Annotated in this window: 20 protein-coding genes; 14 read left to right on the top strand and 6 right to left on the bottom strand. The window is 62.1% G+C overall.

Annotation, left to right across the window (positions count from 1 at the left end):
• The first annotated feature begins 238 nt into the window (after positions 1-238).
• The 5 genes from NKJ18_RS04665 (at position 239) to NKJ18_RS04645 (ending at position 6,646) form a co-directional block, all read left to right on the top strand.
• On the top strand, positions 239-1,498 hold the full coding sequence (locus NKJ18_RS04665; protein ID WP_352757892.1) for an N-acetylmuramoyl-L-alanine amidase: 1,260 nt from the start codon (positions 239-241) through the stop codon (positions 1,496-1,498).
• Between the two features lie 213 nt (positions 1,499-1,711).
• Positions 1,712-4,168: a penicillin-binding protein 1A gene (locus tag NKJ18_RS04660; protein WP_023805260.1), complete on the top strand. Its 2,457-nt coding sequence runs from the start codon at positions 1,712-1,714 to the stop codon at positions 4,166-4,168.
• Positions 4,169-4,298: 130 nt separating this feature from the next.
• A protein-coding gene (gene prfB, locus NKJ18_RS04655) for a peptide chain release factor 2 (protein WP_155922402.1) occupies positions 4,299-5,430 on the top strand; the annotation gives its coding sequence in 2 pieces (ribosomal slippage) (positions 4,299-4,364 and positions 4,366-5,430; 1,131 coding nt in all).
• A 119-nt stretch (positions 5,431-5,549) separates the two neighbouring features.
• Positions 5,550-5,969, top strand: a complete 420-nt coding sequence (locus tag NKJ18_RS04650; protein ID WP_023691227.1) for a GFA family protein — start codon at positions 5,550-5,552, stop codon at positions 5,967-5,969.
• Between the two features lie 287 nt (positions 5,970-6,256).
• Positions 6,257-6,646: a hypothetical protein gene (locus NKJ18_RS04645; RefSeq protein WP_023691228.1), complete on the top strand. Its 390-nt coding sequence runs from the start codon at positions 6,257-6,259 to the stop codon at positions 6,644-6,646.
• Positions 6,647-6,700: 54 nt separating this feature from the next.
• Here the strand turns inward: NKJ18_RS04645 and NKJ18_RS04640 are convergent, their stop codons facing one another.
• Positions 6,701-7,570 carry an NmrA/HSCARG family protein gene (locus NKJ18_RS04640; RefSeq protein WP_352757891.1) on the bottom strand — a complete coding sequence of 290 codons (870 nt, stop codon included), beginning with the start codon at positions 7,568-7,570 and terminating at the stop codon, positions 6,701-6,703.
• A gap of 103 nt (positions 7,571-7,673) precedes the next feature.
• Here NKJ18_RS04640 and NKJ18_RS04635 point away from each other — a divergent pair, with 103 nt between their 5' ends.
• From NKJ18_RS04635 to NKJ18_RS04620, 4 genes are all read left to right on the top strand, one after another.
• Complete coding sequence (locus NKJ18_RS04635; protein WP_352757890.1) at positions 7,674-8,564, top strand: LysR family transcriptional regulator; 891 nt, start codon at positions 7,674-7,676, stop codon at positions 8,562-8,564.
• 147 nt (positions 8,565-8,711) lie between these two features.
• The gene (locus tag NKJ18_RS04630; protein ID WP_023667471.1) at positions 8,712-9,080 is read left to right on the top strand and encodes a GFA family protein; all 369 of its coding nucleotides are present in this window, start codon (positions 8,712-8,714) and stop codon (positions 9,078-9,080) included.
• A 150-nt stretch (positions 9,081-9,230) separates the two neighbouring features.
• Positions 9,231-9,881 (top strand): YiaD family glycine zipper/OmpA-like lipoprotein, encoded by a 651-nt coding sequence (locus NKJ18_RS04625; RefSeq protein ID WP_023667470.1) that lies wholly within the window; start codon positions 9,231-9,233, stop codon positions 9,879-9,881.
• Positions 9,882-10,117: 236 nt separating this feature from the next.
• The gene (locus NKJ18_RS04620; protein WP_023708481.1) at positions 10,118-10,726 is read left to right on the top strand and encodes a hypothetical protein; all 609 of its coding nucleotides are present in this window, start codon (positions 10,118-10,120) and stop codon (positions 10,724-10,726) included.
• A gap of 227 nt (positions 10,727-10,953) precedes the next feature.
• On the opposite strand, the gene NKJ18_RS04615 is transcribed toward NKJ18_RS04620, so the two are convergent.
• Together NKJ18_RS04615 and NKJ18_RS04610 are read right to left on the bottom strand one after the other, a co-directional pair.
• Positions 10,954-12,084 (bottom strand): DegT/DnrJ/EryC1/StrS family aminotransferase, encoded by a 1,131-nt coding sequence (locus NKJ18_RS04615; RefSeq protein ID WP_352757889.1) that lies wholly within the window; start codon positions 12,082-12,084, stop codon positions 10,954-10,956.
• Complete coding sequence (locus NKJ18_RS04610) at positions 12,081-13,727, bottom strand: B12-binding domain-containing radical SAM protein (RefSeq protein WP_352757888.1); 1,647 nt, start codon at positions 13,725-13,727, stop codon at positions 12,081-12,083. The genes NKJ18_RS04615 and NKJ18_RS04610 overlap by 4 nt, the downstream gene beginning before the upstream one ends.
• Positions 13,728-13,806: 79 nt before the next feature.
• On the opposite strand from NKJ18_RS04610, the gene NKJ18_RS04605 reads away from it, so the two are divergent.
• The 5 genes from NKJ18_RS04605 (at position 13,807) to NKJ18_RS04585 (ending at position 17,803) form a co-directional block, all read left to right on the top strand.
• Positions 13,807-14,496 carry a class I SAM-dependent methyltransferase gene (locus NKJ18_RS04605; RefSeq protein WP_352757887.1) on the top strand — a complete coding sequence of 230 codons (690 nt, stop codon included), beginning with the start codon at positions 13,807-13,809 and terminating at the stop codon, positions 14,494-14,496.
• Positions 14,497-14,560: 64 nt separating this feature from the next.
• Entirely contained in the window at positions 14,561-15,229 is a 669-nt protein-coding gene (locus NKJ18_RS04600) for an acetyltransferase (protein WP_023738924.1), read from the top strand.
• Positions 15,229-16,182 (top strand): hypothetical protein, encoded by a 954-nt coding sequence (locus NKJ18_RS04595; protein WP_023738923.1) that lies wholly within the window; start codon positions 15,229-15,231, stop codon positions 16,180-16,182. Before NKJ18_RS04600 ends, NKJ18_RS04595 begins: the two co-directional genes overlap by 1 nt.
• An 11-nt stretch (positions 16,183-16,193) precedes the next feature.
• On the top strand, positions 16,194-17,135 hold the full coding sequence (locus NKJ18_RS04590) for a hypothetical protein (RefSeq protein ID WP_352757886.1): 942 nt from the start codon (positions 16,194-16,196) through the stop codon (positions 17,133-17,135).
• The gene (locus NKJ18_RS04585) at positions 17,132-17,803 is read left to right on the top strand and encodes a WbqC family protein (RefSeq protein WP_023738921.1); all 672 of its coding nucleotides are present in this window, start codon (positions 17,132-17,134) and stop codon (positions 17,801-17,803) included. The genes NKJ18_RS04590 and NKJ18_RS04585 overlap by 4 nt, the downstream gene beginning before the upstream one ends.
• Before the next feature lie 42 nt (positions 17,804-17,845).
• On the opposite strand, the gene NKJ18_RS04580 is transcribed toward NKJ18_RS04585, so the two are convergent.
• The 3 genes from NKJ18_RS04580 to NKJ18_RS04570 form a co-directional block, all read right to left on the bottom strand.
• Complete coding sequence (locus NKJ18_RS04580) at positions 17,846-19,462, bottom strand: DEAD/DEAH box helicase (RefSeq protein WP_031198453.1); 1,617 nt, start codon at positions 19,460-19,462, stop codon at positions 17,846-17,848.
• 192 nt (positions 19,463-19,654) lie between these two features.
• Complete coding sequence (locus tag NKJ18_RS04575) at positions 19,655-20,422, bottom strand: NAD kinase (RefSeq protein ID WP_023681482.1); 768 nt, start codon at positions 20,420-20,422, stop codon at positions 19,655-19,657.
• Positions 20,423-20,866: 444 nt separating this feature from the next.
• Positions 20,867-22,684, bottom strand: coding sequence for a CHAT domain-containing protein (locus tag NKJ18_RS04570; protein WP_352757885.1), 1,818 nt, complete (start codon positions 22,682-22,684; stop codon positions 20,867-20,869).
• Between the last annotated feature and the right edge of the window lie 299 nt (positions 22,685-22,983).

Raw genomic sequence — 22,983 nt, 5'->3', positions numbered from 1 at the left:
GCGGTTCCAGGATTGCAGTGATCCACCATCGCTTTTATGATTTGACGGGGTGGAAGGCAACCCCGATTTCGGATGCCGGCAAAAAGCAGTGCCGTAACGGAAGCACAGGCCTTAATCCTCAATGAAAAGGCTTGGTTAACCTTCTCTGGATACCAATCGTTAATCGAGTCTGCGGCCTGACCGGCATTTCGACCAACCACGCGGGCGCAAGGCGCCAAACCAGGAGCGACTGCAAGAAATGGGACTGGCGGGCACCACAGACAAGGGCCATGGCCGTGCAGGCCGTTTCCTGCGCGCTGCCGGTGTGCTGTTGCTGCTGGCGCTTTGCCTTGCTTTTGCGCCGGTTTCACGCGCCGCCGATGCGCCACTCGGCGCCACCGCCTACAAGATGGCCGGCGACGCTACCAAGATGCGCATCGTCATCGATTTCGACCGCGAGCCCGACATCAAATGGTTCCTGCTGCGCGGCCCCAACCGGCTGGTCGTGGACCTGCCGCGCACCCGATTCGCCATTGGCGCGAAGGACGCCAAGGCCCGCGGCCTGGTCAAGGCGGTGCGTTATGGCGATCAGGGCGAGGGATCGCGGCTGATCCTGACCGGCAAGGGGCCGTTCTCGGTCGACAAGCTCGACGTGCTCAAGAACGAGGACGGCGCAGGCTATCGCATCGCCATCGACATGTCGGCAGCCTCCGACCGCGAGTTCGACGAAGCCCTTGCCAACCAGGCGCTGACCACCGGCTCGACCGTCTCCACCGACAAGGGCTCCAGGGTCGGCACAGGGCCGATCTCCAATCCCGGGCATCGCTTCACCATCGTCATCGATCCCGGCCATGGCGGCATCGACGGTGGCGCCGAAGGCCTCAACGGCACCATCGAGAAGAACGTGACGCTGGCCTTCGCCACCGAATTGCGCGACAAGCTCGCCGCCGTCGCCAACTACGACGTGTTCATGACGCGCGATACCGACGAGTTCCTGCGGCTCGATGACCGCGTGCGCATCGCCCGGCAGCACGAGGCCGACCTTTTGATCTCGATCCATGCCGACACGATCAGCGTCAAGGGTATCAGAGGCGCCACCGTCTATACCGTCTCCGACAAGGCGTCCGATCCGCAAGCGCAGGCGCTTGCCGACCGTGAAAACCTCTCCGACCAGTTCGCCGGCATGGTGATCAAGGACGACAACAAGGAAGTCACCGACATACTGATCGACCTGATCCGCCGCGAGACGCATAATTTCTCGATGAGCTTTGCCCACACTCTGGTCGGCCAGTTGTCCACCAGCGTCGGCCTGATCAATAATCCGCAGCGTTCGGCCGGCTTCAAAGTGCTGAAAGCGCCCGATGTGCCGTCGGTGCTGGTGGAACTCGGCTATCTCTCCAACGCCAAGGATGAAGCGCAACTGCTCGACGCCGACTGGCGCGGCAAGGCGGCGCAGAGCATCACCAACGCCGTCGCCCTGTTTGCCTCCGCCAAGATGGGAACGGGAACCGGAGGCTGAGATGGTCGCCGCCGCCCACGACCGGAGGCAGCGTTGCACGACGACAACACCAGGCGCTTTTATTTCAGGTGGGGGATGCCGAAACCGGGCACTGCCGTATTTTGCCCACATGGTGGCGACATGGGTTTTCCATCACGGATCGGGACAGTTGCGAAGGCTTGCGCGAAAGGCGGCTTCGTCTAGGAAATTCCCGGACCTCGGACTGGAGCGGGCATGATTCGTCTTATCGGCTATTTCTTTGGTATCGGCACGACGCTGGCGCTTATGGTCGCCGCGGGCGTGGCGATATACATCAGCCATCTGTCGAAAGACCTGCCCGACTATGAGGTCCTGGCCAAGTACGAGCCGCCAGTGACGACCCGCATCCATGCTTCCGACGGCTCGCTGATGGCCGAATATGCGCGCGAACGGCGGCTCTATCTGCCGATCCAGGCGGTTCCGGACCGGGTCAAGGCGGCGTTCCTGTCGGCCGAGGACAAGAATTTCTACAACCATCCCGGCATCGACATCACCGGGCTTGGCCGCGCCATCTACGTCAACCTGCAGAATCTGGGTTCGGGCAGGCGCCAGGTCGGCGCCTCGACCATCACCCAGCAGGTGGCGAAGAACTTCCTCTTGTCCTCGGACCAGACCTACGAGCGCAAGATCAAGGAGATGATCCTGGCCTTCCGCATCGAGCAGGCTTATTCGAAGGACCGCATCCTTGAGCTCTATCTCAACGAAATCTTCTTCGGCTTCGGCGCCTATGGCGTTGCGGGCGCGGCACTGACCTATTTCGACAAGTCGGTCAACGAACTCACGGTCGCGGAAGCCGCCTATCTGGCGTCGCTGCCGAAGGGGCCCAACAACTACCATCCCTTCAAGCATGCCGACCGCGCCATCGAGCGCCGCAACTGGGTCATCGACCAGATGGTCGAGAACGGCTACGTGACGCGCGAGGAAGGCGACAAGGCCAAGGCCGAGCCGCTCGGCGTGACGCCGCGTCGTAACGGCTCCTATCTGTTTGCGGGTGAATATTTCACCGAGGAAGTGCGCCGCCAGATCATCTCGCGCTATGGCGAGAACGCGCTCTATGAGGGCGGCCTTTCGGTGCGCACGACGCTCGATCCGAAGATCCAGCTCATCGCCCGCAAGTCGATGCAGAACGGCTTGCTCAAATACGACACGCTGCGCGGCTATCGCGGACCGGTGACGCATATCGATGCCTCCGGCGACTGGGGCGTAGCGCTGGGCAACGTCAAGGGGCTGGAAGACGTGCCGGAATGGTCGCTTGCCGTCGTGCTCGACAGCTCGGCGACCGGCCTTTCCATCGGCCTGCAGCCGACGCGGCAGATTTCGGGCGATATCGTCAAGGAACGCATCGAAGGCGCCGTCAGCAAGGAAGACATGAGCTTTGCCATGCGCCATGTGGTCGATGGCAAGACGGTCAAGGCCAAGTCTCCGGCCGATGTACTGCAGCCCGGCGACGTCATCTTCGTGCAGAAGAACGAAGGGTCGGAAGGCGCCTACACGCTGCGCCAGGTGCCGGAAGTGGAGGGCGGCCTGATCGCCATGGATCCACATACCGGCCGCGTGCTGGCCATGGTCGGCGGCTTCTCCTATGCGCAGTCGGAGTTCAACCGTGCCACGCAGGCGATGCGCCAGCCGGGATCGTCCTTCAAGCCGATCGTCTATTCGGCCGCGCTCGACAATGGCTATACGCCGGCCTCGGTGATCATGGACGGACCGATCACCATCCAGAGCGGCACTACGACCTGGACGCCGAAGAACTATGACGGCACGGTGGCCGGTCCCGCGACCTTGCGTTCCGGCATCGAAAAGTCGCGGAATTTGATGACGGTGCGGCTCGCCAACGACATGGGCATGAAGCTGGTGGTGGAATATGCCGAGAGGTTCGGCGTCTACGACCATCTGGCGCCGTATCTGCCGATGGCGCTGGGTTCCGGCGAGACGACGGTGATGCGCATGGTGTCGGCCTATTCGATCATGGCCAATGGCGGCAAGTCGATCAAACCCTCGCTCATCGACCGCATCCAGGACCGCTACGGCAAGACCGTGTTCAAGCAGGACGAGCGCGGCTGCGAAGGTTGCAATGCGCCCGAATGGAACAACCAGCCCGAACCGGAACTGGTCGACAATTCCGAGCAGGTGCTCGATCCGATGACCGCCTACCAGATCACCTCGATGATGGAAGGCGTCGTCCAGCGCGGCACCGGCGCCACCATCGCCGAGCTTGGCCGCCACATCGCCGGCAAGACCGGAACGACCAATGACGAGAAAGACGCCTGGTTCATCGGCTATACGCCGAACCTCGTCGTCGGCCTCTACATGGGTTACGACACGCCACGCGGTCTCGGCCATGGCGCCACCGGCGGTGGTCTGGCGGCGCCTATCTTCAAGGACTTCATGCGCGTTGCGCTGGACGGCACGCCCAATGTCGACTTCAAGGTGCCGGAAGGCATGAACCTGGTCGCGATCAACCGCAAGACCGGCATGCGTGCCGCGTCGGGCGATCCCGGCACCATCATCGAAGCCTTCAAGCCCGGCACCGGCCCAGCCGACAGCTATTGGGTGATCGGCATGGGCGCCGACGGGTCCAACGGCGCCGGCGGACCGCTATCGCCGCAGGCTACGGAAGCCATCCAGGCACCCGGCGGCGGACTCTACTGACGACCTGATTTTTTACGTCGAGTGGGCTGGCTTGTTGAGCCGGCCCATTTCGCTTTACAGGCAGCAATGCCGTGCCTATGTATCGCGCCGACCCAAGCGCCACTTCAAAAACAGGACAGAACAACCAGCCATGCGCGCGGAAACGCAGAATATTGTCGACGAGATCAGGCAGGCGATCACCCTGCTGAGGAGGCATCTTTGACTGGGATCAGGCTATAAAGCGGCTTGAATACCTGAACGTGCGCGCCGAGGATTCCAGCCTCTGGAATGATCCGCTGGAAGCGCAAAAGCTGATGCGCGAGCGCCAGGGCCTCGAAGACGGGATCGCCGGCGTCAAAAGCCTGACTCAGGCGCTGGAAGACAATATCGGCCTGATCGAACTGGGTGAGGAAGAGGGCGACCAGAGCGTGATCGCCGAGGCGGAAGCAGCCCTCCGCTCGATGCAGGGCGAGGCCAAGGCCCGCCAGGTCGAGACGCTGCTGTCGGGCGAGGCCGACGCCAACGACACCTATCTCGAAGTCCATGCCGGCGCCGGCGGCACCGAGAGCCAGGACTGGGCCTCGATGCTTCTGCGCATGTACACGCGCTGGGCCGAGCGTCGCCGTTTCAAGGTCGAAGTGCTGGAAGTCCATGACGGCGAAGAGGCCGGCATCAAGTCCGCCACGCTCCTGATCAAGGGCCACAATGCCTATGGCTGGCTGAAGACCGAGTCGGGCGTTCATCGCCTGGTCCGCATTTCACCCTATGACAGCAATGCGCGCCGCCACACGTCCTTCTCCAGCGTCTGGGTCTACCCGGTCGTGGATGACAGGATCGAGATCGACGTCTCGGAATCCGATGTACGCATCGACACCTACCGCTCATCCGGTTCGGGCGGCCAGCACGTCAACACCACGGACTCGGCGGTTCGCATCACCCATATCGCCACCGGCATCGCGGTTGCCTGCCAGGCCGAACGCTCGCAGCACAAGAACAAGGCGAAGGCCTGGGAAATGCTGCGCTCGCGCCTTTACGAGGAAGAGCTGAAGAAGCGCGAAGCGGTGGCCAATGCCACAGAAGCGTCGAAGAGCGACATCGGCTGGGGTCACCAGATCCGTTCCTATGTGCTGCAGCCCTACCAGTTGGTGAAGGACCTGCGCACCGGCGTCGAGAGCACCAGCCCGTCGAGCGTGCTCGACGGCGACCTCGACGACTTCATGGAAGCTTCGTTGTCGCAGCGCATCGAGGGCGGTGCCGGTGAAGCCGTGGCCGACCTCGACTAGGGATATGTCCATATTCAGGTGAGGCCGGCCTGCGAATGGCTGATTCCTGCGCTTCCGCCACTTTCGACTCAGCTGACTTGAATAAGAACATCCCTGGGCGGGGGAGCGAAGGAGGAACCATGACTCGCAGGCTCACCGGCAAATGCTTTTGCGGCGCGGTCCAGTATGAAGTGGCGGACGAGTTCGTCTATGCCGCCAACTGCCATTGTTCGAACTGCCGGCGCACCACAGGTTCCGCCTTCAAGCCCTTCGCCGGCATCGAGCGCGAGAAACTTGCCCTTGCCGAAGGGCATCACGGGCTCATCCATTTCGGCGATGACAGCGGCCACGATGCGCATTGCAGCCGCTGCGGCTCGTTGCTGTATTCGCTGGTCCGCGACGGCGCCTATGTCCATGTCGCCATGGGCACGCTGGTCGACGATCCGACGATCCGGCCGACCGCGCACATCTTCGTCGGCTCCAAAGCGCCATGGTTCACCATCGCCGACGACTTGCCGCAATATGAAGGGCATGTGATCGCCGGTCCAGGCGACGTATAGGCTGGAACCACATACGGCCAATCCCGTTGTTTCGTTGCCCGTCTGCCGGGATTTGAGCCTGGCCTTGGATCTCGTCAGCGGTTGCAGATAGCGGCGTAGATGTGCGGCCTCGCGCAGCAACTTCTTGCGCCGGCCAAGGAATCAGCCCAGCATCCGAGGGCTGGAAGAGAAAAAGCATTTATGGCCGGACGCGGCATATCTGCGACCTGACGATCCGGCCACTGGGAAGACACGTTCCGGGAACGGGCAAGCGAAACGCTTGATGCTCGTGTGAAAGGAACGCTTCCATGTCTGCTGCCACTCTCCGATCGGCTAGAGCCGTTCAACCGGCTGGCCGACTCCTGTTTTCCTTGTTCGTCACCCCGATCGTTGCAATCGCGATGGCGGTGCTGACCGCACCCGCCTTCGCCCATGACGCCAAGCCCACGGCGGCGAAGCCGCAAGGCTGGAGTTATCCCTTCGCCTGCTGTGCAAACTACGACTGCCGCACCACCCATACCGGCGAGGTGCTGGAAAAGCCGGAGGGCTATGTCATCGCCGGAACGGGGGAGGTCGTTCCGATGAGCGACAAGCGGGTCAAGGACTCACCCGACGGCGATTTCCACTGGTGCGCGCATCAGGCTGGCCTCGACGCAGGCAAGACGATCTGCCTGTTCGTGCCACCGCGTTCCTACTGAGTTCTGTTGGCAGTTCTCATCGGAAGGCCGGCCTTGGTGCTGAAGGCGCTTGCGTCAGACGGAAGCAGCGAGTGCTGAGGCGAAGTCGCGATACGGGCGCAGTGGGCGACCCAGAAGTGCCGTCAGGCGCTCGACGTCGCCGGCCTCGGGCAGCATCCCGTCGGTGAAGAAGCGCTCGCCCATCAGGCGCATGTCGTAGGCCATCCAGGCGGGCAGGAACTGCTTGAGATTTTGCTCAAAACCCTCGGTATTGTCGCCGCTGTAGCTGATCGGGCGGGCGAGTACGTCTGACCAGATTGCGGCAATGTCCGTCCCGGTCAGTGTCTGCGGACCGACGAGGTTGATCCGCTCGAACGCAAGCGGCTCCTTCGACCGTTCGCGACGCAGCAGCTCAAGGGCGGCGATCTCGGCGATATCGCGGGCGTCGATCATGGCGAGGCCCTTGGGGCCGATCGGCATTGGGTAGGTGCCGTAGCCGGTGATGACGTCTTCGACCGTCAGATCGTTCTGGATGAAGTAGGCCGGGCGCAAGATCGTAGCTTTGACGTCCATCTGCTCGATCATTCGCTCGACGCCGAACTTACCCGCGAAATGCGGCACGTTCACATAGACGTCAGCGTGGATCACCGAGAGATAGACGATCCGCTCGATGCCGGCCGATCGGGCGACGTTCAAGGCGATCAAAGCCTGGGTGAATTCGTCCGGCACCACGGCGTTCAAGAGAAACAGCGTGGAAACGCCAGACATGGCTTTGCGCAGCGAATCGACATCGAGAAAGTCGCCTTGCACGACGGATACGCCTGCCGGAAAACTGGCTTTCGACGGATCGCGCACGAGAGCACGCACATCGGCGCCGCGCTTGGCGAGCTGTTCGACGACTTGGCGGCCGATATTGCCGGTGGCGCCGGTAACGAGAATGGTCATGGAATTTCTCCTGTTGGGTTGCTTGACAGTCCCAATATGTGTGGCTCACAAAGAGCCCAGTAGACGGCAATTTTAGACACGTCGTCTCACTGGTGGGACAGTCATGGATCTTTTAGCCCTTGCCGATTTTAACCTCGTGGCTCGCCATGGCGGCTTCGGCAAAGCGGCAAGGTCCACCGGCCGGCCCAAGGCAACGTTGTCCCGGCGCGTTGGCGAATTGGAAAGCAGTCTCGATCTGCGTCTGTTCGAACGGGGTGCGCGTAACCTGAAGCTGACCGAAGAAGGACGGGCGCTCTTCGAGCGGACGGGGGCGTTGCTTGCCGAGCTGGACGAGACGGCATCGGCGATTGCCTCGGGCGGTCAGAGACCCAAGGGCAGATTGCGGATCAGCGCGCCTTTGCATTTTTCGCAGACTGCAATGGGGAGGATCGCTGCGGGATTTGCCCTGAGGTATCCTGAGGTGAGGCTTGAAGTGACCACCGAAGACCGGCATGTCGACACGATCGAGGAAGGCTACGATCTGGTAATCCGGGTCAATCCGGATCCCGATGAAAGCCTGGTCGGACGGGCGTTTCTCCGCGACCGCCTGGTCGTCGTCGCGAGCCCGGACCTTCCTCGCCCGACCGATGGGCTCGCCGCTCCTGGCGTTGCGCGCGGGACAGGCGAGCGGCAAACATGGCAGGTGAAGACACCAGGTGGCCGGGCAACACTTAGAATCGAGCCGGTCCTCGCCTTGTCGACACTCATCATGGTCCGCGATGCGGTGCGAGCCGGAATCGGCGCAGGACGGCTTCCCATTTCGTTGGTGGCCCACGACCTGGCTGACGGCACACTGGTGAATTGGGGGGATATCGACGGCCCCGAAATTTCTCTATGGACGCTCTACCCCTCCCGACGGCTGCTCAGCGCGCGAGTGTCGGCGTTCCTGGATTTTCTGAAACAGGCTTTCCCAAACGGGACGCCGGACGAACTGGCCGCCTATATCGGCAGGTGACGACGATTGGGAGGTGACGACGGGTCCGCTTCGGCCAGAGCGCCGCTCGGCTCGATCGACCGGAGCCTGCTGACAGACAGTTGTCAGGAGCCTTCCTTTATGGTGCCTTGCCGCATGGGTGGCGGGCAACGGAGAGGAAAGCTTTTCATGACCATCAAGGCCAGCTGTCATTGCAAGGCGACGACGTTCGAGGTCTCGCAGGCGCCCGAGACGGTAACACAATGCACCTGCTCGTTCTGCTCCAAGCGCGGTTCGCTGTGGGCTTACTACGTTCCGTCGCAATTCAAGCTCACCAGCTCGCCGGAAAACGTCTCCTTCTATCAATGGGGATCGAAGACCGTCAAACACGGGTTTTGCGCCATTTGCGGCTGCGGCACCTTCACCGAAACGCCGGACTGGTCGACCGGAAAACCGGACTTCGACAATCCCAAGATCTCAGTCAATTCGCGGCTGTTCGACGATTTCGACCTCGATAAGGTCGAGGTGGTCGTCATTGACGGCAAGAACCTCTGGTAGGCCAGCGCCAACCGCCGAAGCAGAAGTGTGCGCGAGCGGGGAAAAGCCGCTTTCGCCGCTCGGTTTTTCGCCGCATTTCATGTTACAAGACCGGAGAAGGGCTTATATGCGCGAGCCGCAAAGGCCGCGCTTTGGAGAGGGACGATCCTTATGAAAAAGACTGTGCTCGTCGCCGTTGCGACGGCTGTGCTGGTGAGTGCCTGCACCACGACCGATCCGTACACCGGGGAGCAGAAGGTTTCGAACACCGCAGCCGGCGCCGGCCTTGGCGCCCTGGCGGGCGCGGGCCTCGGCCTGCTTGCCGGCGGCAATGACCGCCGGAACGCGCTGATCGGTGCCGGTATCGGCGCGCTGGCCGGCGGCGCCATCGGCGCGACCATGGACCAGAACGAGGCTGAACTGCGCCGCCAGCTCGAAGGCACCGGCGTCAGCGTCACCCGCACCGGCGACCAGATCATCCTCAACATGCCGTCCGACATTACTTTCAACGTCGACCAGGATGCGGTGAAGCCCGGCTTCTACCAGGTGCTGAACTCGGTTGCGCTGGTGCTGAAGAAGTTCAAGCAGACCACGGTCGACGTGTTCGGCCATACCGATTCGACCGGCGGCGACGAACACAATTTCGATCTGTCGCAGCGCCGCGCATTGGCGGTCGCCAACTATCTCTCAGGCCAAGGTGTCGATTCGCGCCGCTTCGCCGTCACCGGATTCGGCAAGACCCGTCCGATCGCGTCCAACGGAACGGCGGCCGGCCGTGCGCAGAACCGGCGCGTCGAGATCCAGCTTTCGCCGCTGACCTGAATTGTTCGGCATCGAAATGCGAAGGCGGCCCCCGCAAGGGGCCGCTTTCTTTTTGGGCTCCTGTGGTCCGTCAAAAGGTCTAACGCATTAGAGATTTCTAATAATTCCTTTCCGGAGGCCTTGGAAGGGATTAGCATTGGTGCGGTTCCAGAGGGGATGGGGCGATACAAACGGCCGCGCAGTCACTTAGTCGGCCCCGGTCCTGCACGGCCAGATAGGAAATCTGGGAGGAATGCATGACAAGAACAGCTCGTCTTGGGCGTTGCGGCGTCCTCATTTTGACAGGTCTGGTCTCCGCTTGGTGCGCAGCGGCCACGGCTCGAGCCGAGGACGCCAACAAAGCCGACATCGAAGCTTTGAAGGAATCGCTCGCCAAATATGAAGACTACACGGTCGCCGTCCGCGACCTTTATCTGTCGACTGTCGGGTGCGTCTATTACAGCGGGGACAGGATCGAGGGCGCAATGGACTATCCGAAGGGCGCTATGGGCATCCATTTCGTCAACGTCCCGAGTGTCGGTCAGAAACTCGATCCGATGCGCCCCAATGTGCTGATCTACGAGCCGACCAAGAAAGGCTTGAAATTGGTTGGCGTGGAATGGCTGGTGCCCCTGACGCCAGACACCAAGGAACCTCCAAAACTATTTGGCCAGACCTTCATGGGACCGATGGAAGGGCACTATCCGCTCATTCCGAGGGAGTTCGTCCACTACGACCTTCATGCCTGGCTGTTCAGAGACAATCCGAACGGCATGTTCAGTCCGACCAACCCGAACGTGAAATGCAGCAAGGCAGAGTTTCCGATGCTGGAAAAACCGACCAAGATGATGCCCGGCCCGATGTGACGGACGGGCCAGGATAGAAGCTTGCCAAGGGTGCAAGCTGGCCGGCTGCATTTGAGAGCGCTCGGGATCAGGCTCGGACGACGATCGGCATGAGGGCCGGCGCGCATGAAGGCTGCCCGCATGATGTCGTCGCGGAAGCCGACAATGGCGGCAAAATTGCGCACGCGCCAGCATCGCGCTGGGCGCTAAGGGGCCGTTTTGCCTTAAGAGTCGACCAGACATTCGGCTCAGCCCGCAGCAGCCACTTCGCTGAGGATCGAGCAGATGCGGGAGATTGTTTCATCCGCAAGATCGGTCCAACAGGGTAGCCCCAGTTGAGTCGCTACCAGTATGTCAGTGGTCTGTAGCGGCAGCCTGGGAAAATGTTCGAAGGCTGCGTGCCGATGCAGACCGCCACCCCACCACCGGCGCACACCAACCCCTCCTTTCGCCAGCGCCGTGAGCGCCCGGTCCATCGAACCAGGCCGCAGGCCAATGGTGACGGTGGAGGATATCCATTTTTCACCGAACCCCTCCGGCAAGCTCAGCTCGGAAATCGACCCCAGCGAGCGGCTATAGCTTGTGGCAACGCGCTTGTAGGCGGCACGCGTATGTGGCCACAGCTCAAGTGCGGCCAGGCCGACGGCCGCACCATACTCGCTGAGCTTGCCGTTCAGGGCCGGTCTGACCGCCTCGCGCGAATTTGAAAAACCAAAGTTGGCACCCTCCGCGATTTCCTCGATCAGAGAGCCGTCGTCTGACGCGATAAAACAACCTTCGCCGATGCCGAGTGCCTTGGTGGCATGCAGGCTGACGACTGCCGGAACCCGCGATGGCGTCAAGGTGTCGAAGGCTGCGGCTGCGTCAATTACCACGGCAAGACCGGTATCGCTCTTGAACCGATCCCAGTTCGCGACACCAATCGGGCGGCCGAACGGCATGACCGGCATGACCGCTCCGACGCCGCCGGGAGCCTGGCGGAGGAGTTCTGCCGCGCTCTCGGGCAACAGTTGCTGGCTGTCCAGGTCTACGTCGACCAGCCATGGAACGAGCCCTGCGAGGACCGCCGCGTGCGCGCTGGCCGCGAAGGTCCAGGACGGCATCATGCAGAGACTTCCCTTCGCCGGTTTCTGCGCCATCAATGCGAGCGCCAACCCCAGCGTTGCGTTTGCGCCACATACGACATGGCCTGCAGCGGTCCGAGTCTTGAGAGCTTCCTGGAAACGCCGGTTCAACGGACCGTTGTTGCTGTACCAGCGAGTTGCATCGATCTCGTGCAGATAGGGAAGGATGCTGTCGCCTGCCGGCAGTCGCGGGCGCGACACGGGAACATCGGGCGCTGGGCCGGGATCGGCATCCCACAATCCGTCGGCGTTCAAGCTCTACCGCCTGCGGTCTTGTCCAGATAGAGGCCTTCATTTGCGGGTATGGGCCGCAAGGTTTCGGGCCGGCTGGTCCCGATCTCGATCTTACTGCTGGTCCGCGAGATGGTGTAAAAATGCCAGTGATCGGCGCAAAGCAGCACGAAACTGGCGAATGGTATCGCCTCGCGGCCGCAGAGACGCCGGTTGCGGCGCCAATGCCTGACATAGGCGCCGCCCAGCGACATCGCGCTGCGCTTGGCAAGCAAAGCTCTGAAGAGTCGGGCAGCCATCAGGATGGCACCGGCCAATTCCGCAATCCGGGTCACGCCGGAACGCTTCCGGCCGATCAGGGTTGCAAGCGTCGCCCGGCTCTTGCGAAAGCCTGGCGATCCGAAATAGCCATCCACAAGGCGGCTGAAGTAGGCGTCCGGCTCGTAAAGGCGCTGCACCAACCTGTCATAGCCGGCCCTCAGCGCTTCGCGCGTCATCTTCTTCGGGCGGAAGCTGACATAGGGGTCGCTGAGGTCCAGCCGACCCTCCATCTTCAGCCGCCCATAGAGCGGCGTCGTGGGGATCGGGCACAAGATTGCCACAGATGCTTGCGCGATACCGATTTGCTGAATGAACTCGAACTGCTCATCGAAGATCGCCTCATCGTCGCTATCGAAACCGACGATGAAACCCGCTTGAATCACCAGCCCGCTGTCGCGGATGCGCTGCAATTTGTCGATCATGCTGTCGCCACGAACGTTCTGGATCTTCCTCGTTTCCATCAGCGACTTGGCGCGGGGCGACTCGATGCCGACAAAGACTTGGCGGAAATTGGCCAGACGCATCAGATCGAGCATTTCCGCGTCGTCACCCAGATTGATGCTGGCTTCTGTCGAAAAGGCCAATGGATAGCCGTTTACCTTTTGCCAATCGATCAGGCCTCTCAGGAGTTCCTTGGCCTTGACCTTGTTACCGATGAAATTGTCGTCGACCAGAAAACAGGTACGGAAGCCCGCCTTCACGATCGCATCGAACTCGCGAATCATTTGCGCCGGCGACTTCAGGCGTGGCCGGCGACCGAAGATGGTAATGATGTCGCAGAATTCACAAAGGAACGGGCATCCTCGCGAGAACTGTAGAGACGCTACCACGTAGCTTCCAGATTTCAGCAGGTCATATCGAGGCGTGGGGACGGTCTCCATATCGGTTTTCAAGTCCTGCTCGTAGCGCTTCTGGACAGGCTCTCCGCGAGCGAAAGCCGTCAGGAAGCGAGGCCACGTTTCCTCGGCTTCGCCGATGAAGCGCACGTCGCAGCGGTCGACAAACTCCGCCTCCGACACCGAGACATAGGGACCGCCCGCGGCGACGGTAATCGGTAGATCGCGCAGTCTCTCGAGGATTTCAAACATGCGGTCGCGCTGCACGATCATGCCGGTCACGCCGACGATGTCGAAGGCACCGAGCCGCTCGAAATCCAGGTCCTCGACATTCTCATCGAGCAGGACGACATCACAATGATCCGGAGCAAGCGCCGCAAGGGCGGGCAGGGAACCTGTCACGATCCAGCTGCCTTTTTGGCCAGGCAGAACGGGAAGCACCTCGTCCCGGCTCCAGACGGAAGGGCGGAACCGCGGATTGATGAGGCAAACCCGAAGCTTGCGCGGCAAAGGCATATTCGAAGTGTGCATCGAGTATAAGCCTGTGAGTGAGCGATTCAGTGACATGATGTTTCGCGCAGATTATAGAGTGATATACAATCCAGCCGACGCCTTCTATTGCCAATTAGACGAGGTATTCCAATTGCCCGACAGTGGTCCATACGACGCGCTGGTCGCCCACTACGAGGCGTGTCTTGCACGTCATGGCGATACGCCCCAGGGAGTCGACTGGCCGGATGCCGGGGGGGCAGCGACACGTTACCGCATAATGGCCGAGGCGATGCTTGAGCGCGACCGGGTCGATGTGCTGGACTTCGGCTGCGGCGCCGGCCATTTCCTCGACTATTTGCGCCAATCCGACGATCGCAAACTGCGATATCGGGGGCTCGATCTGTCCGCACGGTTCATTGACCTGTGCCGGCGCAAATATCCCGGCGTGACCTTTGACTGTATGGACGTGATGCAGAATGAGGTGGTTGTGCCCGAGGCCGACTACATCATCATGAACGGGGTCTTCACGGAGCGTTGTGGCGTCGCCTACGAGACGATGTTCGACACCATGACCCGGTTGATCGCAAGGGTGTTCCCGCATGCCCGCAAGGGAATGGCCTTCAACCTGATGTCGAAGCACGTCGACTGGGAACGCGAGGACCTTTTTCACGTGCCTTATGATCGGATAAGCCACTTCGTCGTCGGTCAATTGTCGCGTCATCACCTCATTCGCGCCGACTACGGGCTCTACGAGTACACGGTTTACGTCTACAAGGCTGCCGCGTAGCCGACGATCCGCGGATTTCCGGCTTGCGGGTCAAGAATATAATGGGCATAGGCGCGGGGGCGGCATGGCGGACGTGGTTATTTTTGGGATGGGCCAGATCGCCGAGGTCGCGTGGGCCTACCTCGACAGGTTCGGAGAGGATCGCGTCGTCGGTTTTACTGTCGACGAAGACTTCCTCACACAAACCGAGTTCAAAGGTCTTCCCGTGGTCGCCTGGGAAAAGCTTGAGGACCGATTCCCGCCTGAAACCGTCAAGCTGCTTGGTCCGCTCAGCTACCAGAACCTCAACGAGTTCCGCCGTGATCGGCATAAGCAGGGCCGGGCGCGCGGGTACAGCTTCACGCGCTTCATCCACCCCTCTACGCACAATATGGCGGACACGGTTGGTGAAAACTGCTTCATTCTCGAGAATTGCACGCTGCAGCCGTTTGTCCGCCTCGGCGAAGGCATCATGATGTGGAGCGGTAGCCATGTCGGTCATCACTCCATCGTCGAGGATTTCTGCTTCGTCTCGTCGCAGGTGGGGCTGGCGAGCGGTGTCCATATCGGCACGTGCAGCCTGATCGGCGGCCAGGTCGGCATCGACAACGGCATCACGATCGGTGCCGGAAGCTATATCGAGTCCCGTTGCATGATCCGGCGCGATGTGCCCGCCAACAGTGTAGTGCGTCATCCCTCGGACTTTCCGAAGCCCTATTCCAGCGCCCGTATCAAGTCGATGAAGTTCCGCTGATGCCTGGCCGTCAGAGGAAATGGACCCGGCAGGGGTTGCTGGTGCCCATAAAGGCGGGGCACGGGTGGTGGGGCAGCTACGCGCAGGTTCCGACGGTCCTCGCCCTTTCGCCTCGGCTTTGGCGCATCTATTTCGCCGGGCGCAATAGCGCCAACCGGTCATCCATCCTGGCCGTTGATGTCGACCCGCAAGACGGCATGCGTGTGTTGGGTGAGTATTTCGACCCGATCATGGAGCCGGGCCTGCCAGGCACTTTCGATTGCTCGGGGCTGGGGCCCTCCTGCGCGGTGATGATCGGTGGGCGCGTGCATCTGTATTATTCGGGCATCTACCCACGTAGCGATGTCAGCTTTCAGATCGCCATCGGGCTCGCCACCAGCGATGATGGGCTGAATTTCGAGAGAGCATTTGCGGGGCCGGTCCGCAGTATCGGTCCGGCAGATCCCTATTTCGTGTCAACGCCCTTCGTTGGTGCGATCAAGGGCGGCTATCGCATGTGGTATGCGAGCGGCACCGGTTGGGTGGAGACCAGAGGTGTCCGGGAGCCTGACTATGTGCTCCGCAGCTGTGTTTCGCCAGACGGAATTCTGTGGGAAACAGGCTCGGTCCCGGTCCTAGGTGACGACCTTGGGGACGGGAACAGCCAGACGCGTCCCTGGGTCACGCATGAGGCTGGCGGTATACGGCTGTGGTACAGCCGCCGCGGGCGGGACTTTCGCGATGGTGGCAATGAAGCCTACCGCCTTTTTTCCCGCCTGATAGATGTCCGGGATGGCATGGCTGGCGAGGCGGAGCCTGTGATCTTCAGCAATCCGCCGGCGGCCGGCGACTTCGACAGTTGGATGCAGGCCTATTGTTGCGTCATGCGACGCGCTTCCGGTGAAGTGATGTTCTACAACGGCAACGGGTTCGGCGAGGCCGGCATCGGCTGGGCGACTCGCGATTTGACATGACGGGGACCGGCATGACTTTCGAATTTCGCATCCCGATCCTGCCGGAGCCGGAATTTTTCTCAAACGTCAAGCTGGCAGCTTTGTCGTTGGCCAAGCTCGGCGGCGTCTATGCGGCCGCCCCCATTGTGGTCTCTGTTGGCGGGCATGCCGACATCGACGAACTCCATGCCGCCAACACCTGGTCCTCGGCCTTCCCGGTAACGTGGCGCCCCGTGCCGCGTGCTATCAGCGACCGGGGTTTCTCCTCGGGCTTTGACCGCTATGCCGAGGCGCCGCGCGGCGATGTCATCATCCTCGCCGATGCCGACGCCTGCCTGATGCGGCCGATCGACGAGCTTTTGCAACGCATGCGCGACGCTGATCGGCCGAGTGTTGCCGGCCTACCGGCGCATTTCTCGCCATTTTCGAGAGATGGCTCGGAAAACAACGCTGCATGGCGTCGGCTTCTTGAGACGCTCGGCTTTGCAGATACGCCTCTCAACTGGCGATATTCCGAGTCGTCGGATGGCGCCTTCGGCGGGTGCCCCGTCTACATCAACTATGGCTTCGTCGTCTTCAACAAAAGCGCTTTCAGCGCCATTCAGCCACTGATCCGCCCGCTTACCGCGCGCGTACTGGATTATTTGAAGGATCAGCCCTCGATCTTCTTTTCCGGCCAGATCGCGCTGTCGCTGGCCATCCTGACGGTCGGGGCCGATGCGTTGCCTCTCGGGCCGGAATACAATTGTCCAAACTCCGACGAGATGCTGGCGCACGGGCTGCGCGACCCGGCGGATATCCGGGTGCTGCATTATCTTCGCCGCGAGCAGTTCGATCGCCACAGCTTCCTGTGCAACCGCGACGAATTCGACGCCTTCTGTGGCAAGTCGTTCGCATCGCCGGTCCTTCAAGCGTTCCAGCAGCACGTTCGAAGCTTGCCTCATTGCTTCTATGGCGAAGGCAAGACGCAGTGACGGGCAAGCTCACCATTGCTGTCATGCAGCCATATTTCTTCCCGCATGCGGGCTATTTTCGCCTGATGGCTGCGAGCGACGTCTTCGTTGTTTTCGACGATGTCCAGTTCCCGCGCCGGGGACGGGTGCATCGTTGCGAAATGACACCGGGCCGCTGGCTGACATTGCCGCTCGCGCCTATGCCGTTCAATACACAGATAAAGCATCTGCGCTGGGCGGACGGCGCCCGAACCGCTCTGGACAAGCGCCTGGCCGCTTTCGGCCTGCCGGGCCAGGCGACAACGCCGGCCGCGGAGCGGATCAGCCGCCATCTGACCGGGTCGCTTGGCGACGTGACAAGCTTTCTCGAGAACGGTCTTCGGCTCGTCGCCGACGCGCTCGAACTCAAAGCAAACATCTTGCGCAGTTCCAGCCTCGGCGTTGATCCCGCCTTGCGAGGGCAAGCGCGCATTATCGGCATCGTTCGAGCGCTCGGCGGACAGCGCTACATCAACGCTGCCGGTGGGCGCCACCTTTATGCCACCGAGAACTTCCAGCAGGCGGGCATCGATCTGCAGTTTCTCGTGCCCTACGCAGGGAGGTTCCCCCACATCCTGCCTGCCTTTTTTGGCAATAACCTCGCCGACCTTCGCGACGATGTTCGAAACACGTGCCAATGGGGGCCGTGAGCAATTGCCGATCACTTGGCAGCTATTTTAGGACTGCGACGATCAGACCTTGGCGACGATCTTCATGAAGGCCGGCATGTCGTCGCCGAAGCCGACGGTGCCGTCATTGTCTTCACCGCGGTTGTTGCCGCGGGCAGGGCGGCTGTTGCCGCTGGCGCGCTGCGGCCTTGTGTCGCCGCGTTCCGGGGCACGGTTCTCGTTGTTGCGATCGGAGACCTTGCGGTCGCTGTTTTCGGAGCGAATCGCTTCCTTGCGCTGATGCCGTTCGCCGATGTCGGCGACCGCGGCCTCGGCTACCACCGGCTGTTCCTCGCGCGCGGCATCTGCCGCTGGCGCGTCGTCGCTGCGCTTGGCATGGCGTTCGCGCGGCTTGCGCTCGCCACCCTCCTTGCGATCATGGGCCTTGCGGTCCTCGTCCTTGCGGCCGGCGCGGCGCGGAGCGCCACGGCCACGGCGGGGCGCTTCGTCCTCGCCGCCTTCGCTGGCGACCACGGTCGACAGGTCGCCGTCATGCCACTCGATCTTGTTGCCGATCAGCCGCTCGATGGCGTCGATGTATTTGGTGTCGGACTTGGTGGCGATGGTGAAGGATTTGCCCGAGCGTCCGGCGCGGCCGGTGCGGCCGATGCGGTGGACATAGTCTTCGGCGTGGATCGGCACGTCGTAGTTGAAGACGTGGCTGACGTCGGGAATGTCGAGGCCGCGCGCGGCGACGTCGGACGCCACGAGATAGCGCAATTTGCCATCGCGGAAATTGGCCAGCATCTGCATGCGGGCGCGCTGGTCCATGTCGCCATGCAGGGCGCCGGCGTCGAAATCATACTTCAGCAGCGAGCGGAACAGCTCCGCGACCTCGACCTTGCGGTTGCAGAAAATGATAGCGTTCTTCAGCTCGGCGTCTTCGGCCTTTATCAGATTGCGAAGCGTCTCGCGCTTGTCCCACGGCTTGGAGCCGGACTTGACCAGGCGCTGGATGATGTTGGTGGCAGCGGATGCCGCCTTGGAAACCTCGACGCGCACCGGCGCATGCAGGAACTTCTCGGTGAGCTTGGTGATCTCCGGCGGCATGGTCGCTGAGAAGAACAGCGTCTGCCTGGTGAACGGGATCATCTCGCAGATGCGCTCGATGTCGGGGATGAAGCCCATGTCCAGCATGCGGTCGGCCTCGTCGATGACGAGGATCTCGACGCCGTTGAGCAACAGCTTGCCGCGCTCGCGGTGATCGAGCAGACGGCCGGGCGTGGCGATCAGCACGTCGGCGCCGCGCTCCAGCTTCTTGTCCTGCTCGTCGAAGGAGACGCCGCCGATCAGCAGCGCGATGTTGAGCTTGTGGTTCTTGCCGTATCTGATGAAATTCTCTTCGACCTGCGCGGCGAGCTCGCGCGTCGGCTCGAGGATCAGCGTGCGCGGCATGCGGGCACGGGCCCTGCCTTTTTCGAGGCGGGTCAGCATCGGCAGCACGAAGGAAGCCGTCTTGCCGGTGCCGGTCTGTGCTATGCCCAGAATATCCTTGCCGAGCAAGGCATGCGGGATGGCGCCAGCCTGGATCGGCGTCGGCACGGTGTAGCCCGCATCGGTGACTGCGGAAAGGACCTTGGGCGACAGGCCGAGGTCTGAAAAGGTCAACGCTTCTAGAGCGGTCGTGGTGTCTGAGGACAAGAGTTGCTGTCTTTGGCTGGTTCGGGGAAGCGCAACGGCATCCGTCGCGGCAAGCACAGCGTGCCTGCAAGATTGGTATTGCGATTAGGCGCAAGCCCGCGATTTGTCAACAGAAACGGGCGGGATTGGCACGATTGTGAAAACGTAAGCTTAATCGCGATGCTTAATTAGGTAGTCACTCTTTGCGCCGGCTCAATAGCGAAACTGCTCGGCGAGAATGCGTTCGTTCCACGAATGGTTGGGATCAAACAGCAGCGTTGCCGTCGCAGTCGGCGATTCGCGGACCGTTACGGAAGCCACCGCCTTGACCTCGGTGTGGTCGGCGGCGGTGTTCACCGGGCGCTTTTCCGACTCCAGAATATCGAAGCGTACGGTCGCCTTGTTTGACAACAAGGCACCCCGCCAACGGCGCGGCCGGAACGGGCTGACCGGGGTCAGCGCGAGCAACGGCGCATCCAGCGGCAGGATCGGCCCGTGCGCCGAAAGATTGTACGCGGTGGAGCCGGCCGGCGTCGCGATCATCACGCCGTCGCAGTTCAGTTCCTCGATGCGGACCTGCTCGTCGACGGTGATGCGGATCTTTGCCGTCTGGTAGGACTGACGCCACAGCGCCACCTCGTTGATGGCGAGTGCCGAAACCGTCTCGCCCTCATGCGTCAACGCCAGCATTTCCAGCGGGCGGATCGTTTCGGCGACGGCGGCCGCGATGCGCTCGGTGAGGCCCCCGACGCGGTACTCGTTCATCAGGAAGCCGATGGTGCCACGGTTCATGCCGTAGACCTTCTTTCCCGTGCTCATCGTGTCGCGCAAGGTCTGCAGCAGGAAGCCGTCGCCACCCAGTGCCACCACCACCTGGGCGTCGTCGAAGGATGCCTGGCCATAGCGGGCCGACAGGCTCTCCATCGCCGCCTTGGCATCGGCAGTGTCGGAGGAGACGAAGGCGAGATTGGCTTTGCTCATGACATTCCGATGGCGGTCGGCCGATGGCGGTCGGCGGCGGTTGCGTGGGGTAGCATGGGCAAGCGCATCTGCAAAGGGAGGCATCGTCCGGGCCAGTTGCGGCCGCGGCGAAACGAAATCGGCGGCTCGCGCTTCATGTCGCCGGAACGGCGAATTTGATGGTTAAGTGCGAGCTTAAGCACTCGTAAAGCCTGATCGATCATGTTAGCCGACAGAGGATGGGTGGCTGGGGGGCTAGCCAGTCGAGACCTGTCTATTGCCGGTGACACGCCTGATTATCGTCTTCCTTGTGATGGGAAGTTTCGCCCTTCTCTTTGCGGAGCTTGTGCGGCAGTCCGAAGACATGAGCTCCAGGCCGATGGCCTCACGCTGCGGCGGCGCCGGCGTGCCATGCCCGCAAAACGCATTGTAGGCGAAGCCAATCCGCCAACGACGATCCGTCGCCTACTGCCCGACAATCCTCAGATTGGCGTTGCCGTAGAATGTGTAGGCGAGATAGGTCGGATCGCCGGTCCGGTAGAATTCTCTGCGGACATCCTGCAGGATCTCGGCCAGATAGACCGGCCCGTCCTTGATCCGCGTGCTGATGCCGCCATAGAAATCGGTCGAGAAGGCCGCTGCCGCGCGGTCGGTCAGTGGCCACATGCCGCCGATGAAGCCGGAAGCGCCGCCCGCCAGCACCGCCGGACCCCAGCCCTGCACGAAGCCGCCGAGCATCTGCGAACGGCCGGTGTCGCAGGCGTTGAAAAAGTAGAACGGATTGCCCTTGCCATGCGCGGCCGCGACCAGCGCGGCCCATGTATCGGGGTCGAGCGACTGGTCGACGAGATCGATGGCAAAGACCGGCCGGCCACTGCTCGGCTGGTTGACCTCGCCATGACCGGAGAAATGAATGAAACCGGTCGAGACTTCACCGACCAGTTTCTCGAAAGAGGTGAAATCGCCATCGAAGCGGCGGTAGCCGTAAAGCTTGCTCAGCGCCGCGATCTCGTCCTGCTGAAAGCGCAGCGAGCGCTTGTCGAGATAGGAGGGCGCGACGGCCGCGACGCCGGTGAAGGTCATGCGGTCGAGCGGGTTGTCGACCTGTGAGGCACTGCTGCGCGGAGCCCAGCGCGCCAGCCGGTAGCCCATGCCGAGAAAACCGTCGGCGACGGCGCCGTCGGCGCTGCGCGGGCGGATCAATTCCCAGGGCAGCGTCGGGCTGTTCGAGGTGATCTGGATCGAATGGAGTTCGCCTTTGCCGCGCAGCGACCAGAACACGTCCTTGAACGGTTTCGGCACATAGTCGCGGTAGAGCGCATCGCCAAAACCTTCGGCGGCGAGCGTGACAAAGCGCTTTTGCGCCCCCGTATCGCTGCTTGCGGCAGGCTGCTGCAGCGAAACGGCGCCGCGCAGGCTCAATCCGAGCTGCAGCAGGCGGCGGTATTCGGAGTCCAGCCATGCCGCCATCTCAGGTGGCGTCGAGAACGTATCGGTCACCGGACCGGCCAGATGCGGCGAATGGATGATGATCTGCCCCGAACCCAGCCCGCTCGGATCGTCATAGAGGATGGTCACGTCGAGATCGGGGACGTCATCGCCGGCTGCGCCGCCGAGCGTCACATTGCCAGTTACCGCCGGCTGCGGCGCCGCTGCGGCCAGCATCAGCATGGCAGGTGCTGCGGAGCGTTCGGCTGTGGCGCTCAGAGCGGCTGCCTCGACAGGCGCGGTGCGGCGAATGATAACCGACCGCGATGCCGATCCCAGGAACCTCCCGGCGCTGTAGATGCGCGCGATGAACTGGGCCGGCTTGCTGTCCTTGGCGATCGGCCGCGCCTTGACGTCGAAGCGGACGAAGTCGCTGTCGCCCTGGCGGTAGAGCGTCGTCCGTCGGCTCCATTTGCCGCCGTCAGCGAGATCGAAGCCGGAGGCGAACAGATCGATATCGATCGGCCATTGCTCGGTTCCCGCCGGCATCGCCATGGCCAGGGCGCCATCTTCCGTCACCGACGAGCCCGGCGCTGCCTTCACCTTCACTTCGGGCGTGAATTGCTCTTCGGTAAGGGCGATCGAAACGGTCACCGTCTCGCCGGCGACAATCTCATCCGGCGCATCGATGGTTGGATGGCGCACCACCTCGACAGCGCCCGTCTCGGGTTGTGGAAGGGCGCCGCCGGAAGGAGGGCTTTGCGCCTGGTCGATGGGCGGCGGCGCTGGTGTCGGTGGCGCCTGCGCCTCCGGCGGACTTTCGGCGCCGGTCGCGGGTGGCGGGGCCGATGTCATGCCGTCCTCAGGGGGGATCCCTGCCTTATCGGCATAGGCGCTAAGATAGCTTTGGCATGGACTGAAATTTGCGCTTTCGTGGTGGTTCGCGCCAGCGATATCGCAAGGCATGGAGATTTTGGCGCAGGGCCGCCAAGGAAGGTTGAGTAAAGATGGTCGCGATCAGAGAGGCGACGATCTGGCGGGTTGCGCGCCACAGCAGCGGGCGCCCGTCGCTCAAGGGGGAGAGACACCCAACTCCTGCGAGAGGGGTTCGGTCACAAGCGCGATGAGGAAGTGTGCAAGGATCCAAGGCTTTG

This window comes from Mesorhizobium sp. M0217, assembly GCF_040321955.1.
GTDB lineage: Bacteria > Pseudomonadota > Alphaproteobacteria > Rhizobiales > Rhizobiaceae > Mesorhizobium.
This window is presented reverse-complemented; position numbering and strand designations above follow the sequence as displayed.

What these genes read in the sequence shown, in the direction of transcription:
- NKJ18_RS04665 (WP_352757892.1), top strand. Translation starts at nt 239, where the DNA reads ATGGGACTGGCGGGCACCACAGACAAGGGCCATGGCCGTGCAGGCCGT.
- NKJ18_RS04660 (WP_023805260.1), top strand. Translation starts at nt 1,712, where the DNA reads ATGATTCGTCTTATCGGCTATTTCTTTGGTATCGGCACGACGCTGGCG.
- NKJ18_RS04650 (WP_023691227.1), top strand. Translation starts at nt 5,550, where the DNA reads ATGACTCGCAGGCTCACCGGCAAATGCTTTTGCGGCGCGGTCCAGTAT.
- NKJ18_RS04645 (WP_023691228.1), top strand. Translation starts at nt 6,257, where the DNA reads ATGTCTGCTGCCACTCTCCGATCGGCTAGAGCCGTTCAACCGGCTGGC.
- NKJ18_RS04640 (WP_352757891.1), bottom strand. Translation starts at nt 7,570, where the DNA reads ATGACCATTCTCGTTACCGGCGCCACCGGCAATATCGGCCGCCAAGTC.
- NKJ18_RS04635 (WP_352757890.1), top strand. Translation starts at nt 7,674, where the DNA reads ATGGATCTTTTAGCCCTTGCCGATTTTAACCTCGTGGCTCGCCATGGC.
- NKJ18_RS04630 (WP_023667471.1), top strand. Translation starts at nt 8,712, where the DNA reads ATGACCATCAAGGCCAGCTGTCATTGCAAGGCGACGACGTTCGAGGTC.
- NKJ18_RS04625 (WP_023667470.1), top strand. Translation starts at nt 9,231, where the DNA reads ATGAAAAAGACTGTGCTCGTCGCCGTTGCGACGGCTGTGCTGGTGAGT.
- NKJ18_RS04620 (WP_023708481.1), top strand. Translation starts at nt 10,118, where the DNA reads ATGACAAGAACAGCTCGTCTTGGGCGTTGCGGCGTCCTCATTTTGACA.
- NKJ18_RS04600 (WP_023738924.1), top strand. Translation starts at nt 14,561, where the DNA reads ATGGCGGACGTGGTTATTTTTGGGATGGGCCAGATCGCCGAGGTCGCG.
- NKJ18_RS04595 (WP_023738923.1), top strand. Translation starts at nt 15,229, where the DNA reads ATGCCTGGCCGTCAGAGGAAATGGACCCGGCAGGGGTTGCTGGTGCCC.
- NKJ18_RS04590 (WP_352757886.1), top strand. Translation starts at nt 16,194, where the DNA reads ATGACTTTCGAATTTCGCATCCCGATCCTGCCGGAGCCGGAATTTTTC.
- NKJ18_RS04575 (WP_023681482.1), bottom strand. Translation starts at nt 20,422, where the DNA reads ATGAGCAAAGCCAATCTCGCCTTCGTCTCCTCCGACACTGCCGATGCC.
- NKJ18_RS04570 (WP_352757885.1), bottom strand. Translation starts at nt 22,684, where the DNA reads ATGACATCGGCCCCGCCACCCGCGACCGGCGCCGAAAGTCCGCCGGAG.